We start from the raw sequence: 16,261 nt of genomic DNA, 5'->3' as shown, positions 1-16,261 counted from the left end.
ATAAAAAGTTATTTACCATGACATTTATTTTTGAATCAAATATTGTTCTCCCCAATTACATAGTTCATCAAGAATGGGTGTCAGTGTTTCCCCGAATTTTGTTAAAGAATACTCTGTTTTTGGAGGAACAACTGGATAAACCTTACGGTTAATAAGTCCATCTTTTTCAAGCTCTCGAAGCTGTTGAGCTAGCATTTTATCAGTCGCTTTCGGAATTAGTTTATGAATTTCATTGTACCGTAACGTTTTGTTCATTAAATGCCATAAAATAACAGCTTTATATTTTCCACCAATAAGTTGAATGGTTGCCTCAACTGGACAGCTAAAACCACAACAATTATTTCCCATAATATCTTCACTTCCTTTTTAGATAGTATATTACAAAATAGTGCGTTCTTGTATAAAAATATTATTTCAGATAGAATTATAGTACAGGTTGACCTAATATACAAGAATTAAGGAGATTTTAATATGTCATTATTAGATATTGCTAAGAAAAGATATTCTGTTAGAAAATATGAAGATAAACCAGTTGAAAAAGAAAAGTTAGAAAAAATACTTGCTTGTGCTCATGTTGCACCAACTGCGGCGAATTTACAGCCGGTTAAATTGTTAGTGGTACAGGACAAAGAGCGATTAAAAAGCATTGCTAAAGCTGGAAATATTTACAATGCTCCACTGGCAATTATCGTTTGTGCAGACCATTCAAAGGCATGGACAAGACCTTTTGATAATAAACAGACGACAGATATAGATGCTTCTATCTTAACAGATCATATGATGTTGCAGGCGACAGAATTAGGATTAGGAACTGTATGGGTATGCTTTTTTAAACCAGATGTAATCAAGAAAGAATTTCAGTTACCGGATAATTTAGAGCCTATCAATATTTTGGCTATCGGTTATGGAAAAGGTATTGCAGAAGATTCAGAACGTCATTCAGAAACACGTATTCCTATGGAAGAATTAGTTTCTTATGATTATTTATAAATTTGGACAGAGATTATAGGTTGGGACAAAAGGCTTGCGTCATACTCTATATAGTATGCTCCGCAAGCCTTATTTCCATATATTCTATTTTGTTGTAGCTTTAAAAAGTCGTTCTGTACCGCTAATTTCAGCTAAGACAATATCCGTCATACGTTGTAGATTGGCAACATGATATGGATTAACTTGTTTTTCCCATTCTTCTGTATGTTGTTTTTGAATACCAGCAAGATATTCTTGTAAAACGGTCATACGCTGTTCTAACAGCGTCTTTTGTTCTTTTTCTGGTAAACAATCAAGGAAAAATGCTGTGATAGAAAAAATATTCGTATCATAATCGAACTTCAAAAAAGAAGTTCGCAAAGTCTCCAAAAATACTGCTTTTCCTTGTTCCGTGATTGAATAAACAGTTTTATCGGGCATATTACCGTCCTTCTGTATTTCACCAACGAGATATTGCTTTTTCTCTAGAGTTTTAATTGTGGCATATACAGTAGACGTTCCAATATTGAACCAATACTTGATATTCATGTAGTCTAAAGTTTTAACAATTTCATAGGCATTAAGTGGTTGATGAGTAATAAGCCCTAAAAGCATAGTAGCTGATTTTGATAACATATATTTCACACTCCTTGACAAATACAATGATTTAAGATACTCTATATATAGAGTAGTATTATATTATATTACTCTAGTTTGATTATAACACGAATATCTGGAAAATGAAAGAGAAAGGAGATGTGCTTATGCCACAATTAAATAAAGGCGGAAAATTCGTATTTGGACTATCTTTGATACATGATGATTTAACCGTTCAATTTCCAACGCAAGCACTTGAAGAATATCAAGTACTAAATGATGATAAAATCATTATCTTTACAGGAAGTAAGGTTACGGGTGGGTTTTGCGTAACGACATATCCTCTATTATCTAAGTCAAAATTAAGTCATATTTTACATGAGTGTCCACAGTTAGAAAAACAGTCTATTCCACGAGGAACATTGGTTACATATAAAGGACGGAAATATGCGTGGCTTCCTCTAAAGGAAAATGGTAGTATTCAGTTTACATCACAGCTATTAAAACAGTTAAATCTTGATATAGGAAATGAATTGTTGTGTATTAGAAGTAGCGATATTGCATTTACAATGGGGGCGAAAGGTCCACTTCTTGAAAAAGCTCATAACTATAATGGAAATATTGAACGATATTAGCGGGAAGGGATTTACTTATGACAGATTATAAAAGTTATACAGTATCGAAAAATAAATCCAGTTATTTAGTGATGGCTAGAAAATAAGATTACATGGGGGTATTACATGATAGGACTAAAAAAAGGAGATATGAAAAAAATCTTAAAGGCTGGTGCAAAGGCAAGCGGTGTCTCTGTATCGGAATTAAGGGAAAATATACAGGTTACTATTGATGAAGCCATGAACAGTACAGACCCAGAGGTACAGGCGAATTTCAAAAAGCTGTTTGGAAATAAGTGTCCCACGCCAGAGGAATATATCTATAAAATTACAAAGGAAATAAAACTTTAATTGAATAAAGTGGAATGTGGGTATTTTACATACTGTTAAGGGTATTTGAACTTAAAGTGCTTGCGATTGTTTTGGAGAAATATTAAACTTCTATTAAAGTACATGGAGGAAGGCATATTGAAACTGCAACTATTGGAAAAAAAAGATTTGGCTGAACCGGAAATAGATATACGATATTCAAGTATGACCCAACCTTTAAATCGGATTGTTCAATATATCCGTCAACAAGAATATCTTATACAAGGAATTTTTGAAAAAAAGCTGTATCAGATACCATTAAATGAAGTCTTGTATTTTGAAACTGTTGATAAAAAAACATTTATGTACACTCAACAAAAAATATTTGAATGTAAAAAGACACTTTCTGCTATTGAACAAGATTTAATAAGGTCAAATGTTGTAAGGATAAGCAAAACAGCCTTATTGAATATTTCTTGTCTGGTCTGTGTTAAACCTTACCCTAACCACAGATTATTGGCAGAACTTAACAATGAAGAAAATCTAATTGTTTCAAGAAAATATATTCCTATTCTAAGAGATAAGATAAGGAGTGGCTATTATGAATAAATTTTTAAGGACATATCTTCCTGCATTTTCTATGGCATTTACATTTATTATTTTGTATGCAACGATAAGCAATATTATAGCAGGATATTCTAAAGACAGATTTTGTTTCTTTATTTTGCAGGTGTTTGTTTATCTTATGGTGTCAGTGATTGTCGATTGGCTTCTATCATTTATAGATTTTAGCAAATATATATATCACTTTATTGCTGAAATGATTATATTATATCCAATAACCATTGGTGTGGCATTTATAGGTAAATGGTTTGCGTTTAGTGCAATTAACATTACATGGTATTCATGTGTCTATATTTTAATTATGATAGCTATTCATTGCTATTTTTATCATATTTCCAAAAGACAAGCTGATGAAATAAACAATTTTTTAAAATTAAGGAATAAGAGGTAATAGTAATGGGCGATATGACAAAATTTAATAGTGCTATTGAATATTATATATTTAATGTGTTGCTAATGTGTTTACTTATTTCCGAAATATTTATTTTCTTTTATACACGTTCAAAGCAAAATAGAACTGAAAAAATTGACACTAGAGATTTAGGAACGAAATGGTTGTTATATTTAAATTTTGTATTTTGTTTGATAATTAGTTTTCTATGTATCAGTCAAAAAGCTCCATTTTGCATAAGAGAATTGACGTTGCCTGCTTACTTTGCAAAAATTGGTATGTTAATTATAGCAGTCGGGATTTGTATTCGTATAAAAGCTGTTTTAACTTTAAAAAAGGCATTTACATTAAATGTTCAGATTAGTAAAGAACAACAGCTAATAACAAATGGTATGTATAAATTTGTCCGCCACCCTGCCTACACTGGAAGTATTCTGTCATTATTGGGCGTGAGTATTGCGTTAAAGAATATCCCTGCTATATTGATAGTTGCTATTTGTAGCTTTGTTTGCTATCAAATAAGAATAAATGTTGAAGAAGCAGTTTTACAAAAATATTTCAAAGAATATAACTTATATAAAGAAAAAACATATAAACTTTTTCCATATATATATTAAAATTGCTGATGTCTTGGGGATAACTTTAGTAATGGTATTGACTAGTTATTTTTTATGAAAAAATAAAATTTGTAGAATAAATTTGTAAGATTAAGCGAATATGAGAGGAGCTTTTATGAGTAATCAATCGTGGGTGTTTTGCCCTATTTGTAACAATAAGACACGAACCAAAATACGGAACGATACAGAATTGATAAATTTTCCGTTATTCTGTCCGAAGTGCAAGCGGGAAACATTGATTAAAGCAAAGTATCTGAAAGTAACAGTTATTGATAATCGAGATAAACTAAATATTGTATGAAACGGAGATGCTAATTTTGGATTATAAGGAAACGGATTTGAATTTTTTATATGATGATTTATCAAGAGAATACGGGAAAAAACAAGCTGAGTTGCTTTATTCTTTAATGTGTCAAAAATATACCGACCTATGTAAATATGAAATAAGATTTGAAAATGACGAGATGAACGAGCATATTTTTAACAGAATACTACCAACAATAGGTGTATATATAACCCTCATAGAAAACGGTTTTACCAAAGAAAAAGCACTTGCGGTTGCTCATGAAGAAATACAACGCAATGCTAACTATAAAGCAAAAGAAAATACCAAGCTTACAAAAATGCCTTTTACATATAGTTTGTTCAAGATGTTTGCTAAATCACACATGAAGAAAAAATATCCAATAGAAGGTTTTACGGTGAAATGGAGAAGATATGATTACAAAGAAATCCATTTTGACATAGTTCGCTGTATTTATAAAGAAATGTGTGAAAAATATTGTTGTCCCGAATTGTGCACGGTGTTTTGCCAGAGTGATGTAACTGCCTTTGCAGGATATAAACCCAAAATTAGATTTGAAAGGTTAGGAACAATCGGGGAAGGCGCTAATTGTTGCGATTTCCATTTTATTCGCGGAAAGTAAAAAAATACAAATCATCAAAGAGCCAGACGCAAAGACGCAGAGCCGATAATTTGTAAGTTATTGTAACTTATAGATTGTCGGCTCTTATTTGTTACCTGCGGAGCAGATCAACAAATAAATGTTGAAGAATCTGTATAGAAAAACAGAGAAAATAAGAAGCAAATCACTTCTTATCCTCTCTGCTGTTCAAGATACCGTCAATCGTACCTTGAATGATTTTTAATTCGTTATCAGTCAATAAATCAAGTGACGAATCTATCTGACGGCGGGCTGTATTTTTTTCAACATTCTTCGCTGGATAGAAATACTCGTCAACAGATATATTGAACATGGTAACTAAATCATGGAATAACTGAAAGCTAGGGTGTTTTCCGATATTTTCAATATCTGCGATATGACGTTCTCCGTAAAAGACTTTATCGCCTAAATCATTTCTGGAAAGCCCTGCTTTTTCTCTGGCTTCTCTGATTGCCAGTCCTAAAGGACGAAAATCAAAGCTGTGAGTATCTTTCTTTTTTCTCATTTTTAATCACCTAGCATGAGTTTATACTTCATGTTATGTGATTAGAATGTGTTAAAAACTCATATTATATGCACTGTAAATTCAAGTAAAAATATTACCTCGTTCGGTAAATAAAAAAAACCGTTCTGTGGGTAATCTCTTTTATAATGTCCAAAAATATAGGGACGGTTTTGGTATAACCAGAGCTGTCCTTTTTCTATTTTCACAGGCTTGCTCTGGTCAAGGAGCAATTTGTGATTCTAAGTAAAACAGGCAGTCTATACCGACAACCGAATTTATTTTCTCTTTTTCTTAGTATATCATCAGCCCTTGAACATGAATTAAAAACTCATATATCAGGTGTTTTAAAAACAGTCTATTTGTTATTGGTGCAAATAGGCTGTTTTCATATTTTCAAAAAGTTTTTCAATTCTGCAACAAATCACACCCTGCCGTACAGATATGGTGCGGAAAGAGGGATACATACTTTTCACTTCATAGCGAAAGGGGGTGTGATTTTGAAACCATCAGACTTCCAAAAAACAATACAGTGTCAGTTTGACTGTAAGCTCAAAAAGGTTGTGAAAGGCATTGTCCGTAACTACCGCAAGGAATTAGCTAGACGACAGGCAAAGGAAGTATCCTTTTGTGAGCTTCCAGAGATTGTTGTTGAGAAATTGATTGTATGGGACGATTACGAAAGTGAATATACAACATTCGATGTGTGCGGTACAGAAATCCGTGTACTTGATGAAGAACTTGCAGAAGCACTGAAACAGTTGCCGGAGCAGAGCCGAAACATTGTATTGATGTTTTTCTTCTTGGATATGAGCGATTCGGAGATAGGCGAAAAACTGAACATCAACCGAAGCACATCATACAGGCACAGAAGAAATTCACTTGAAGAAATCAGAAAGCAGTTAAAGGAGAAGAAAACAAATGAAGAATAAGCAACACACACTTCCATCATTTTTTCTCATATCATCAGCCGTGGACGGTAACGAAAACGCCATAGAAAAGCTGTTGCTGTTCTATGAAGCCTACATATCAAAATGCTGTTTACGCCCGTTTTACGATGAATACGGCAACGTATACATTGTGGTTGATATGGAATTAAAGGGGCGTATCAGAGAAGCCCTTTTAAAAATGATATGTGAATTTGAAATAGACGAACATTAAGTAATATTTGAGCGGAGCATGATTTAATAAACTCCCCTCTTTCCTGTTCCGCTTTTTCTTATCATTCTGTATCAGTCCATTTGTAAAAATGAATTGATACAGGCTGACAAGAGCCTAACAGTTCTTTGACAAGTGAATAAAGCAGTCAGATACGTTTGTGCTTGCAGTGAGCCATCAGAGGTTGTACGCCGTGACTTTTCCAATCGGGAGATAGCGATTCATGCAATGATCTGGGAGCGACCGTTGGAAAAGTCGTTCTGCCATGACCTGCAACACAGGATAATGATACACCCGTATGACACGGTTTAGCCCACAGGAATGGGAATGGTTGAGATACCAGCGGAGCTTGCCGAAGCCGTCTGATTGCTTGTAAAAAGCACATGGTAAAGGAGAGTGATACTTTTACTGGTGTGCAGAAAATGACGATAATACAGGTCGGTAAAAGGAGGACTGACAGATGAACAAAACAAAAGAAAGACCAACCTCACAGCCGATAACGGTAAATATAGATAAATTATCTGCAATGTTATCTTGTGGTCATGCTACTGCAAGAAAGATTGGAGAACAGGCAGGAGCAAAAATTGTGATTGGACGTAGGGTTCTTTATTCGGTAGAAAAAGTCAAAAATTACCTCTCATATCTGGAAGAATAACACCCTTTTTCATTTATGTTTCTTGTGATATATGGTATAATATTTATAGACATAACCACGTCATGAGAACAAAAAAGGGGGCTATTACAGAAAGGAATGTTTCTCATGGCAAATAGCAGAAAAGACCATAAAGGAAGAAAATTAAGAGAGGGCGAAAGCTGGCGTAAAGATGGTAGATACAGTTACCGTTATACAGATATAAGAAGCGGAAAACGTCTGACAGTATATGCAAAGGATTTACCGGAATTAAGGGAAAAGGAAAAGCAGATTGCAAAAGACTTGGAAGATAACATTTTAACTGATGGAGCAATCAAAAAACTTACTCTTAATAAATTGTTTGAAAGATATATGTCCACTAGGGAGCTGAAAGAATCTACTAGAGCAAATTATCTGAAAACATGGGAGAATCGTGTCAAAGACGAAATTGGAAACATCAAGGTTGTTCAGATTTTACCATCACACATCAAATCGTTTTACTCAAAACTTTCTAAAGCAGGATACGCATATTCTACAATAAAATTTATTAACAATATGATTTATCCGGCACTGGAAATGGCTGTTGATGATGATATTATCCGTAAGAATCCGGCAAAGTTTTCTATCAGTGATTATGGTAGACAGGCAGAAGAACGTATTGCCTTAACAGTTTTACAACAGGAAAAAATGCTGGAATTTGTGAAAAATAATCAAGTATACAACACCTACTATCCAATGCTCAGAATCATGTTAGGAACTGGTGTAAGGTGCGGAGAACTGATTGGATTGACTTGGGAAGATGTAGATGTCAGAACAAAAGCGGTAAGTATTGACCATCAGTTGATTTATAAAGATTTAGGAGATGGCTATAAATTCCATATTTCCACGCCAAAGACGGATTCTGGAATCCGAACTATCCCTATGACATCAGATGTACAAAGAGCATTTGAAGAACAAAAGAAATTAAACTTTATACTTCAAAAAGGAAAAGATGTTGAGATAGACGGTTATAAAGGATTCATTTTCATGGCAAAGTCCGGCAGACCACTCATGCCTAATGCGATAAACAATATCTTATATAATATTGTAGACGCATATAACAAAAAAGAAGTTCAAATTGCAAAAACTGAACATAGAAATGCTGAATTGTTACCAAAGGTATCTGCTCACATTATGCGACATACGGCTTGTACCAGAATGGCAGAAAAGAGAATAGACGTAAAAGTTCTTCAATATATTATGGGACACGCCCACATAGATGTAACAATGGACGTATATAACCATGTAAGTGAGATGTCCAGAATTGAGAGTGAAATCACAAGGCTAGAAAGCGTAGCAATTAGCTGACACCAAAAATAAAAAATTGGTGTCAAAATGGTGTCAAACCAAGAAAAAGTGATGATTATAAGGAAGAAAAAGTGTTGCAAACCTCGTAAAATCAAGGTTTGCAAAAAAAATCTCAAAAAATTAGCACTCACCTCTTGACAGTGCTAATAACTAGTGTTATAGTACGACTAGAACAAAGAAAGAAAAGAAAATTCACATCAACGCTCTTTTTGTTCGGAGCGAATGTTAGCACCCAAATAGATAAGGAGGAAGCCGATTATGAATATCAGTAAATTCACACAAAAATCGCTGCAGGCTGTACAGGACCTGGAAAAGACCGCATACGATTTCGGCAACCAGGAAATAGAGCAGGAGCATCTGTTGTATAATCTCCTGCATCAGGACGACAGCCTGATTCTGAAAATGATCGAAAAGATGGAAATCAACAAAGAACATTTTCTGAACCGTGTCGAGACGGCACTGAACGACCGCGTCAAAGTATCCGGCGGTCAGCCGTATATCGGTCAGTATCTGAATAAAGCACTGGTAAATGCTGAGGATGAGGCGAAAGCCATGGGAGACGAGTATGTTTCCGTAGAACACCTCTTCCTGGCAATGCTGAAAAACCCAAGCCCGTCCATGAAAAAACTGTTTCAGGAGTACGGCATCACAAGAGAACGTTTCCTGCAGGCATTAAGCACCGTGCGCGGAAACCAGAGAGTTACCACCGACAACCCGGAGGCAACATACGACACCCTGGAAAAATATGGCCAGGATATCGTAGAAAAAGCCAGAAACCAGAAAATGGACCCGGTTATCGGCCGTGATACCGAAATTCGGAACGTTGTCCGTATCCTGTCCCGTAAGACAAAAAACAATCCGGTTCTGATCGGTGAGCCTGGTGTTGGTAAAACCGCAGTCGTAGAAGGCCTGGCCCAGCGAATCGCCAACGGCGATGTACCGGAGAGCCTGAAAGATAAAACCATTTTCTCCCTCGATATGGGAGCCTTGGTAGCCGGTGCAAAATACCGTGGCGAATTCGAGGAGCGTCTGAAAGCCGTTCTGGAGGAAGTCAGAAAGAGCGACGGAAAAATCATTCTGTTCATCGATGAGCTGCACCTGATCGTCGGCGCCGGAAAGACCGACGGCGCGATGGATGCCGGAAACATGCTGAAACCTATGCTGGCACGAGGCGAACTGCACTGCATCGGTGCCACAACGCTGGATGAGTACCGCCAGTACATCGAAAAAGATGCTGCCCTGGAGCGCCGTTTCCAGCCGGTTCAGGTTGATGAGCCGACCGTAGAGGATACGATTTCCATCCTGCGTGGCTTAAAAGAGCGCTACGAAGTTTACCACGGCGTAAAAATCACCGACGGTGCCCTCGTTGCAGCCGCAACCCTTTCGAATCGTTACATCAGCGACCGTTTCCTGCCGGATAAAGCAATCGACCTGGTCGACGAGGCATGCGCTCTGATCAAGACAGAACTGGATTCCATGCCGGCCGAGCTGGATGAGCAGCGCCGTAAGATTCTGCAGATGCAGATCGAGGAAGCCGCACTGAAAAAAGAGACCGACAATCTGAGCCGCGAGCGTCTGGAAACACTGCAGAAAGAGCTGGCTGAGTTAAAGGATACCTTCAATTCTGCAAAGGCACAGTGGGAAAATGAAAAGAGTTCCGTTGAGAAACTGTCCAAACTGCGTGAGCAGATCGAGGACATGAACCGCCAGATCCAGAAAGCAAAGAATGATTACGATCTGAACCGCGCCGCTGAACTGCAGTACGGTGAACTCCCGAAATTACAGCAGATGCTGGAAGCAGAAGAGAAAAAAGTTAAAAATGAAGATCTCTCCCTGGTACACGAGAGTGTAACGGATGAAGAGATTGCCAGAATTGTCTCCCGCTGGACCGGAATCCCGGTTGCAAAACTGACCGAAGGTGAGAGAACTAAGATCCTCGGCCTGGAAGATGAACTTCACACGAGAGTTATCGGCCAGAATGAGGCAGTCACCAAGGTTTCGGATGCGATCATCCGTTCCAAAGCCGGAATCAAGGATCCGACAAAACCGATCGGTTCGTTCCTGTTCCTTGGACCTACCGGTGTCGGTAAAACAGAGCTTGCGAAAACGTTGGCAGAAAAGCTGTTTGATGATGAGAACAACATGGTTCGAATCGATATGAGTGAATACATGGAGAAATACTCCGTCTCCCGTCTGATCGGAGCGCCTCCGGGATATGTAGGCTACGAGGAGGGCGGCCAGCTGACCGAGGCAGTGCGCAGAAAACCATATTCTGTTGTTCTGTTCGATGAGATCGAGAAAGCGCATCCGGACGTCTTCAACGTTCTGCTGCAGGTACTCGATGACGGCCGTATCACCGACTCCCAGGGCCGTACCGTAGACTTTAAAAATACGATCCTGATCATGACCTCCAATATCGGATCCCAGTATCTGCTGGACGGCATTCAGGACGACGGCAGCATCTCCGAAGAGGCGAGAAACCTGGTCATGCAGGATCTGCGTGCACACTTCCGTCCGGAGTTCCTGAACCGTCTGGATGAAACAATTATGTTCAAACCATTGACAAAAGACAACATTGGTCATATCGTAGATCTGTTGCTGAAAGGACTGAACAAACGTCTGGCAGACCAGGAGCTTACCGTCGAACTGAGCCCGGCTGCAAAACAGTTTGTCATTGAGGGCGGCTACGACCCTGTTTACGGCGCCCGTCCATTGAAACGTTTCGTACAGAAAGAGGTAGAAACCAGCACCGCAAAACTGATCCTTGGCGGTCAGGTCAGCGAGGGCGATACGATCCTTCTGGATGTGGAAAACGGCGGCCTGAAGGCAATGATCAAACCAGGTGTGGAGGTAGTAGACGAATGATGCCGAAAGATCCCGTAATGCTGCTGAGCTATGTCAATACGCAGTTAAGAGATTTTTACCCGTCGCTCGCAGAATTCTGCGCGGCCATGCAGACAGAGGAATCCGATCTGCGGGAAAAACTGGCGCTCATCGACTATGAGTACGATGAGAAAACGAACCAGTTTGTATAAGAATAACCAGGCCCTGAAAAAAATGGCGGAAAAAGGCGTTCCGTATGTGGAAAAAACACATACGGGGCGCCTTTTTTACGCAAAGCGTGTTTCTTATAACTGACAGGAAAAATCATATCTATAATAGAAGAAATGTGGTAAAATGGAGGAAAAGAAAATCCGCTGAAAATGGGGAAACAGCGGATCTGGAGAAGGAGGAAACCAATATGTATTTTGGTGTACAGATGTATGGGGTATCCAAAGAATGGAAACAGGATCCCGAAGGATTTTTAAAGAAAATCTATGAGGCAGGCTACCGCCAGATCGAGCCGTGTCTCGGATTCCGTGTTGATGCCAGGGACTACGGTTTCTGGATCCCGGAGGATCTGGAGCAGGCAATGCCGCTGCTTGCAAAATACCACATTGAGGTTCATGCGGTCCACATTTTCCTGGATGAATACCACTATGAAAGAGAACTTGCCATTCTTACAGAACTGGCGCAGAAATACCACATTTCCTGGTTTGTCGTAAAGAGCCCGGCACGCCTGACAAAAGATGTTCTGGATGAAACCGCTGCAAGATACCGCGAACTGGCAGAAGAACTGGAAAAAGCCGGAGCAGGTCTTCTGATCCACAACGAAAAAGAAGATATCTGTATCCGCGTGAATGGAAAAACAGCGTACGAATATCTCCTGGAAGCCTGCGGTGAAAAAGTCGGAGCAGAAGTAGATGCCGGCTGGATGTACTGCGGCGGCGTCGACCCGGAAGAGTTCCTCTGGGCGCATGCGGACCGAGTCAAAGCCGTTCATTATAAAGATATGAAAATCACCGGCCAGGAAGCGCCACTTGGAAAAGGCATGGTTGATCTGAAAGCCTGCTTCCAGTTCGCCCGCGCAAACGGTGCACTGCAGATTGTGGATATGGATGCGGCAACACTGGAGGATACCTGCCGCGCCGGAAAAATGCTCTCCGGATGGACAGGGGACAGAGACAACACCGACAGCATTCTCTGCACGATGGATGTGGAGACCGGAGAAGAAACCGTGCTGCATGAGTTTCCGGGAATCATCGAGGCACCGAACTGGCTGAACGATGGAAACACCCTGCTTTATAATGCGGATGGAAAAATCTACCGCTATGAGATCGACAAAGACCATGTGGAGCAGGTTGATACCGGTTTCTGCGTGCAGTGCAACAATGACCACGTTCCGTCACCGGACAACCAGCTGCTGGCGGTAAGCTGCATGCCGCCGGAACTCACAGATGGAACGTATGAATCCCACATCTACGTGCTCCCGATGACAGGCGGTGAACCAAAAGACCTCACCGGACCGGGTCTCAGCTATCTGCACGGCTGGTCGCCGGACGGAAAAGAGCTTGCGTACTGTGCCTTCCGCAAAAAGCCGGAGGAGGAGACTATGCGCATTGAGATCTGTACGATTCCATCAGACGGCGGCGAGGAAACCTGCCTGACGGACGGCAAGGGCTACAACGACGGTCCGGAGTATTCACCGGACGGAAAGCACATCTGGTTCAACAGCACCAGAAGCGGTCTGATGCAGGTATGGCGGATGAATCGTGACGGCAGCGGTCTCACCCAGATGACCGATTCCGATGCCAACAACTGGTTCGGCCACGTTTCGCCGGATGGAAAACACGTCATTTACCTGACCTTCGCTAAAGGTGAGCTGGAACCGAATGAGCATCTGCCGAACATGTATGTATCGCTTGGAATGATGGATTATGACGGACAGAATAAGAAAAAACTGCTGGATCTTTTCGGCGGCCAGGGCAGTATCAACGTCAACTCCTGGGCACCGGACAGCCGTAGAATTGCGTATGTGAAATATGTGCTTCATCACAAATAAAGGAATATCTTAAGAAAATCTGACGGGCCGTAAAAATTCATGGAAGTATTGTGAAAAAACGTTGAAAGTATTTTAGCGGAAATGCACAAGAATTCTTACGAATTTTTACGACCCGTTGACTCTTTTTCTGACACACGTATAATGAAAGTAACAAGAGAAACTGCGGCCCATGGCGGCTGCAAAACAATCAAAAGGAAAGGAGGATTTGTGTTATGAAGAAAACGAAAAAAATGCTTTCGTTTGTACTGTCCATGCTTCTGATCGTGACGATGTTCCCAACCATGGCATTCGCAAAAGAGGAAGCCAAAACGTGGAAGTTCGGAGAGCTTTCGCTGAAAGCAGGCGACGTTCTCGGCAAAGATACGGAGATTAAAAATGATGCAGAGAACAGAGAAATCCGAATACTTTCAGAAAAAACAAATCCGGATGAAAAGAAAGATCAGAAAGATGACAAAGAAAGAATAAAAACAGAAAAAGAGGCTGTGATCGCAGCGGCGGCTTCCTGGAATCTGAAGGATCTTACGGAAAAGGCCAAAAAGGCTCCGGCAGATTATCTGCTTAAAAATGCAGACAGCTGGAACGGAAGCTGGATTGTAACAAAGATCGCAGAAACGGAAACAAAAGATGCCATTGAAATCCAGATAAGAACCTATGAGTACGCAGCTGTAACAGAAATCCAGGGCATACCGAAAGAAATCCCGGGAACCACCGCACTGACGGGCAAAGCAGTTCCAGAAAATGCAGATCAGAAACAGATCACATGGGAAATCACGGATGCCGGAATGACAGGTGCTGTTTTAGACGGCACAAACCTGAAAGTAACGAATGCCGGAACCGTAAAACTTCTGGCGACAATCAAAGACGGAAAGAAAACCGGCGTTGACTTCACACAGGAATTCACTGTGATTGTAAAAGCCGCAGATTACACCAAAGTAACAGAAGCGCTGGCGCTGATACCGGAGGACATGGGCCGGTATACAGAAGAAAGCGCGGCAGCTGTTCAGAAAGCAAAAGATGCGGTAAAAGAGAACCTGCCATCAGCTGAACAGGAAACCGTAAATGGTTATGCGGCAGCCATTCAGACAGCAGTAAACACACTGACGCTTCTTGGCGCAGATTACACAGAAGTTGATGCAGTACTTGCCAAAGTTCCGGGAGATCTTTCTATCTATACGGAAGAGAGCGTGGAAGCACTGAATGCAGTCATTGCATCCATCGACCGCACCAAAACGATAGAAGAGCAGCAGGCAGTTGATGCTTATGCGGAAGCACTGGAGAATGCAATTGCAGCACTGGTACGCAAACCGGTTCCGGCAGATTATCAGGGAGTGGAAGAACTCCTGGGAAAGATTCCGAAAGACTTATCCATTTATACCGAAAAGAGTGTAAAAGCACTGAATGCGGCAAAAGAAGCCATTGTATGGGATCTGGATGACAGCAGGCAGGAGGAAGTCGATCAGTTTGCAGAGAACCTGAAAGCAGCTCTTGACGGACTGACCCTGAAACCGGCGGACTACAGCGCCGTAGACGCGGCTCTTGCCAAAGTTTCGAATGATCTGAGTATTTATACGGAAGAAAGCATTCAGCCGCTTCAGACAGCGATCAACAGCGTAGAAAGTGGAAAAACCATTCTGGATCAGGCAGAAGTAGACGGCTGGGCAGCAGCAATTGAAAATGCACTGGCAGGACTGCAGGTTCGGAAAGCAGATTATTCCAAAGTAGAGGAAGCCATCAAAAAGATTCCGGCGGACCTCCGTCTGTATACCGATGCGTCTGTAAAAGCACTGGAAGATGCAAAGAACAGCGTCGTAACCGAGCGGCCGGTCACAGAGCAGGAGAGCGTAGACGGTTACGCAAAAAAGATCGAGGCAGCGATTGCCGGCCTTACGTATAAAGATGCGGACTACAGCAAAGTAGATGCCGCAGTGAAGAAGATTCCAAACGATCTGAAGAAATACACGGACGAGAGCGTAAAAGCAGTCAATGATGCAAAAGCAGCGATTGTACGCGGAAAGAATATCACGGAGCAGAAGATGGTGGATGGTTATGCGGCAGCGCTGGAAAAAGCGATTGCCGGCCTGAAACAGAAACCGATGACTGCGCAGAATCTTCCGAAGATTACCAAAGGAGTCAATCAGTCAGGTATGCAGGGCAAGGAGCTTTCCTTCACCGCAGATTTTGAAGCAAAGGATCTCAAAAAGGTTCTCATCGACCAGAAAGAGATTGATGCGAAGAATTATGTGACGGCTGGAAAAGAGAATACGCAGGTTACGCTGAAGGCAGAGTATACAAAGAGTCTGGCAGAAGGCAAGCATACGATTTCGATCGTTTCAAGCAAGGGCCAGGCGGATACCGTATTCTATCTGAAGAAAGCAACAAAGAGTCCGGACACGGGAGACCGCACACAGGTGATGCTGTGGGTGATCCTGCTCGGCGTTTCTGCAGCAGCAGTGGTCGGAGCAGTTGTTTATCGTAAACGTGAGAAATAAGAGTTGAAAGGGAAAGGGCGCCGGAAGGCGCCTTTTCTTTTGGACGGTTTCGGATAGATTGTAAATAGTCAGATAAAATACAAAATATGCAGAATTAACTATATTTTTCTAAAAATAAGAAAATTCGAAAAAATGTGTTGACTTTTGCTTTGGGCGGTGTTATTATAACTAAGCTGTCAGCGAGAGC

The 16,261-nt window shown here is 40.7% G+C and carries 19 protein-coding genes; 16 read left to right on the top strand and 3 right to left on the bottom strand.

Features of this window, described 5'->3' with window-relative positions; translation table 11 throughout:
• Positions 1 to 24: 24 nt before the first annotated feature.
• A complete protein-coding gene (locus tag DXD92_RS13605; protein WP_025579182.1) occupies positions 25 to 348 on the bottom strand; it encodes a winged helix-turn-helix transcriptional regulator in 324 nt (107 codons plus the stop codon).
• Between the two features lie 123 nt (positions 349 to 471).
• Between DXD92_RS13605 and DXD92_RS13600 the strand changes: the two genes are divergently transcribed.
• The gene (locus tag DXD92_RS13600; RefSeq protein ID WP_025579184.1) at positions 472 to 990 is read left to right on the top strand and encodes a nitroreductase family protein; all 519 of its coding nucleotides are present in this window, start codon (positions 472 to 474) and stop codon (positions 988 to 990) included.
• Between the two features lie 84 nt (positions 991 to 1,074).
• On the opposite strand, the gene DXD92_RS13595 is transcribed toward DXD92_RS13600, so the two are convergent.
• The gene (locus tag DXD92_RS13595) at positions 1,075 to 1,605 is read right to left on the bottom strand and encodes a PadR family transcriptional regulator (RefSeq protein WP_055158612.1); all 531 of its coding nucleotides are present in this window, start codon (positions 1,603 to 1,605) and stop codon (positions 1,075 to 1,077) included.
• Positions 1,606 to 1,733: 128 nt separating this feature from the next.
• Here DXD92_RS13595 and DXD92_RS13590 point away from each other — a divergent pair, with 128 nt between their 5' ends.
• The 7 genes from DXD92_RS13590 (at position 1,734) to DXD92_RS13560 (ending at position 5,047) form a co-directional block, all read left to right on the top strand.
• Complete coding sequence (locus DXD92_RS13590) at positions 1,734 to 2,201, top strand: hypothetical protein (RefSeq protein WP_055158613.1); 468 nt, start codon at positions 1,734 to 1,736, stop codon at positions 2,199 to 2,201.
• Positions 2,202 to 2,306: 105 nt separating this feature from the next.
• A complete protein-coding gene (locus DXD92_RS13585; RefSeq protein ID WP_118208109.1) occupies positions 2,307 to 2,531 on the top strand; it encodes a hypothetical protein in 225 nt (74 codons plus the stop codon).
• A 117-nt stretch (positions 2,532 to 2,648) separates the two neighbouring features.
• Positions 2,649 to 3,098, top strand: coding sequence for a LytTR family DNA-binding domain-containing protein (locus tag DXD92_RS13580; RefSeq protein ID WP_158293293.1), 450 nt, complete (start codon positions 2,649 to 2,651; stop codon positions 3,096 to 3,098).
• On the top strand, positions 3,091 to 3,504 hold the full coding sequence (locus DXD92_RS13575) for a hypothetical protein (protein ID WP_006857579.1): 414 nt from the start codon (positions 3,091 to 3,093) through the stop codon (positions 3,502 to 3,504). Before DXD92_RS13580 ends, DXD92_RS13575 begins: the two co-directional genes overlap by 8 nt.
• Positions 3,505 to 3,509: 5 nt before the next feature.
• Positions 3,510 to 4,121 carry a methyltransferase family protein gene (locus DXD92_RS13570; protein WP_055158668.1) on the top strand — a complete coding sequence of 204 codons (612 nt, stop codon included), beginning with the start codon at positions 3,510 to 3,512 and terminating at the stop codon, positions 4,119 to 4,121.
• A gap of 100 nt (positions 4,122 to 4,221) precedes the next feature.
• Positions 4,222 to 4,422, top strand: coding sequence for a cysteine-rich KTR domain-containing protein (locus DXD92_RS13565; protein WP_442345882.1), 201 nt, complete (start codon positions 4,222 to 4,224; stop codon positions 4,420 to 4,422).
• Between the two features lie 16 nt (positions 4,423 to 4,438).
• Positions 4,439 to 5,047 (top strand): L-2-amino-thiazoline-4-carboxylic acid hydrolase, encoded by a 609-nt coding sequence (locus DXD92_RS13560; protein WP_158546304.1) that lies wholly within the window; start codon positions 4,439 to 4,441, stop codon positions 5,045 to 5,047.
• Between the two features lie 163 nt (positions 5,048 to 5,210).
• Here DXD92_RS13560 and DXD92_RS13555 read toward each other — a convergent pair whose 3' ends face one another.
• The gene (locus DXD92_RS13555) at positions 5,211 to 5,570 is read right to left on the bottom strand and encodes a helix-turn-helix transcriptional regulator (protein ID WP_117458671.1); all 360 of its coding nucleotides are present in this window, start codon (positions 5,568 to 5,570) and stop codon (positions 5,211 to 5,213) included.
• 233 nt (positions 5,571 to 5,803) lie between these two features.
• Here DXD92_RS13555 and DXD92_RS19705 point away from each other — a divergent pair, with 233 nt between their 5' ends.
• The 8 genes from DXD92_RS19705 to DXD92_RS13515 all read left to right on the top strand — a co-directional run bounded on the left by DXD92_RS19705 (position 5,804) and on the right by DXD92_RS13515 (position 16,074).
• Entirely contained in the window at positions 5,804 to 6,499 is a 696-nt protein-coding gene (locus DXD92_RS19705) for an RNA polymerase sigma factor (RefSeq protein ID WP_243035660.1), read from the top strand.
• Positions 6,489 to 6,728: a helix-turn-helix domain-containing protein gene (locus DXD92_RS13545; RefSeq protein WP_005423216.1), complete on the top strand. Its 240-nt coding sequence runs from the start codon at positions 6,489 to 6,491 to the stop codon at positions 6,726 to 6,728. The genes DXD92_RS19705 and DXD92_RS13545 overlap by 11 nt, the downstream gene beginning before the upstream one ends.
• A 457-nt stretch (positions 6,729 to 7,185) precedes the next feature.
• A complete protein-coding gene (locus tag DXD92_RS13540) occupies positions 7,186 to 7,380 on the top strand; it encodes a hypothetical protein (RefSeq protein WP_005423220.1) in 195 nt (64 codons plus the stop codon).
• 105 nt (positions 7,381 to 7,485) lie between these two features.
• Positions 7,486 to 8,703 (top strand): tyrosine-type recombinase/integrase, encoded by a 1,218-nt coding sequence (locus DXD92_RS13535; protein WP_118640806.1) that lies wholly within the window; start codon positions 7,486 to 7,488, stop codon positions 8,701 to 8,703.
• A 258-nt stretch (positions 8,704 to 8,961) separates the two neighbouring features.
• Positions 8,962 to 11,568 carry an ATP-dependent chaperone ClpB gene (clpB, locus tag DXD92_RS13530; RefSeq protein WP_117510089.1) on the top strand — a complete coding sequence of 869 codons (2,607 nt, stop codon included), beginning with the start codon at positions 8,962 to 8,964 and terminating at the stop codon, positions 11,566 to 11,568.
• A complete protein-coding gene (locus tag DXD92_RS13525; protein WP_022461670.1) occupies positions 11,565 to 11,738 on the top strand; it encodes a DUF4250 domain-containing protein in 174 nt (57 codons plus the stop codon). Before clpB ends, DXD92_RS13525 begins: the two co-directional genes overlap by 4 nt.
• Positions 11,739 to 11,944: 206 nt before the next feature.
• Positions 11,945 to 13,585, top strand: a complete 1,641-nt coding sequence (locus DXD92_RS13520; RefSeq protein WP_158581788.1) for a TIM barrel protein — start codon at positions 11,945 to 11,947, stop codon at positions 13,583 to 13,585.
• A 212-nt stretch (positions 13,586 to 13,797) separates the two neighbouring features.
• The gene (locus DXD92_RS13515) at positions 13,798 to 16,074 is read left to right on the top strand and encodes a hypothetical protein (protein WP_118640733.1); all 2,277 of its coding nucleotides are present in this window, start codon (positions 13,798 to 13,800) and stop codon (positions 16,072 to 16,074) included.
• Positions 16,075 to 16,261: the final 187 nt, after the last annotated feature.

It is taken from the genome of Blautia sp. TM10-2 (assembly GCF_003480845.1).
Classification (GTDB): Bacteria; Bacillota; Clostridia; order Lachnospirales; family Lachnospiraceae; genus Fusicatenibacter; species Fusicatenibacter saccharivorans.
Note: the sequence above shows the minus strand (reverse complement) of the source record. Positions and strands in the feature narration are given on the sequence as shown.

Bases quoted from the DNA above. Each gene is read 5' to 3' on its own strand.
- DXD92_RS13605 (WP_025579182.1), bottom strand. From the start codon at position 348: ATGGGAAATAATTGTTGTGGTTTTAGCTGTCCAGTTGAGGCAACCATT.
- DXD92_RS13585 (WP_118208109.1), top strand. From the start codon at position 2,307: ATGATAGGACTAAAAAAAGGAGATATGAAAAAAATCTTAAAGGCTGGT.
- DXD92_RS13520 (WP_158581788.1), top strand. From the start codon at position 11,945: ATGTATTTTGGTGTACAGATGTATGGGGTATCCAAAGAATGGAAACAG.
- DXD92_RS13600 (WP_025579184.1), top strand. From the start codon at position 472: ATGTCATTATTAGATATTGCTAAGAAAAGATATTCTGTTAGAAAATAT.
- DXD92_RS13575 (WP_006857579.1), top strand. From the start codon at position 3,091: ATGAATAAATTTTTAAGGACATATCTTCCTGCATTTTCTATGGCATTT.
- DXD92_RS13545 (WP_005423216.1), top strand. From the start codon at position 6,489: ATGAAGAATAAGCAACACACACTTCCATCATTTTTTCTCATATCATCA.
- DXD92_RS13590 (WP_055158613.1), top strand. From the start codon at position 1,734: ATGCCACAATTAAATAAAGGCGGAAAATTCGTATTTGGACTATCTTTG.
- DXD92_RS13540 (WP_005423220.1), top strand. From the start codon at position 7,186: ATGAACAAAACAAAAGAAAGACCAACCTCACAGCCGATAACGGTAAAT.
- DXD92_RS13555 (WP_117458671.1), bottom strand. From the start codon at position 5,570: ATGAGAAAAAAGAAAGATACTCACAGCTTTGATTTTCGTCCTTTAGGA.
- clpB (WP_117510089.1), top strand. From the start codon at position 8,962: ATGAATATCAGTAAATTCACACAAAAATCGCTGCAGGCTGTACAGGAC.
- DXD92_RS13565 (WP_442345882.1), top strand. From the start codon at position 4,222: ATGAGAGGAGCTTTTATGAGTAATCAATCGTGGGTGTTTTGCCCTATT.
- DXD92_RS13570 (WP_055158668.1), top strand. From the start codon at position 3,510: ATGGGCGATATGACAAAATTTAATAGTGCTATTGAATATTATATATTT.
- DXD92_RS13595 (WP_055158612.1), bottom strand. From the start codon at position 1,605: ATGTTATCAAAATCAGCTACTATGCTTTTAGGGCTTATTACTCATCAA.
- DXD92_RS13535 (WP_118640806.1), top strand. From the start codon at position 7,486: ATGGCAAATAGCAGAAAAGACCATAAAGGAAGAAAATTAAGAGAGGGC.
- DXD92_RS13515 (WP_118640733.1), top strand. From the start codon at position 13,798: ATGAAGAAAACGAAAAAAATGCTTTCGTTTGTACTGTCCATGCTTCTG.
- DXD92_RS13525 (WP_022461670.1), top strand. From the start codon at position 11,565: ATGATGCCGAAAGATCCCGTAATGCTGCTGAGCTATGTCAATACGCAG.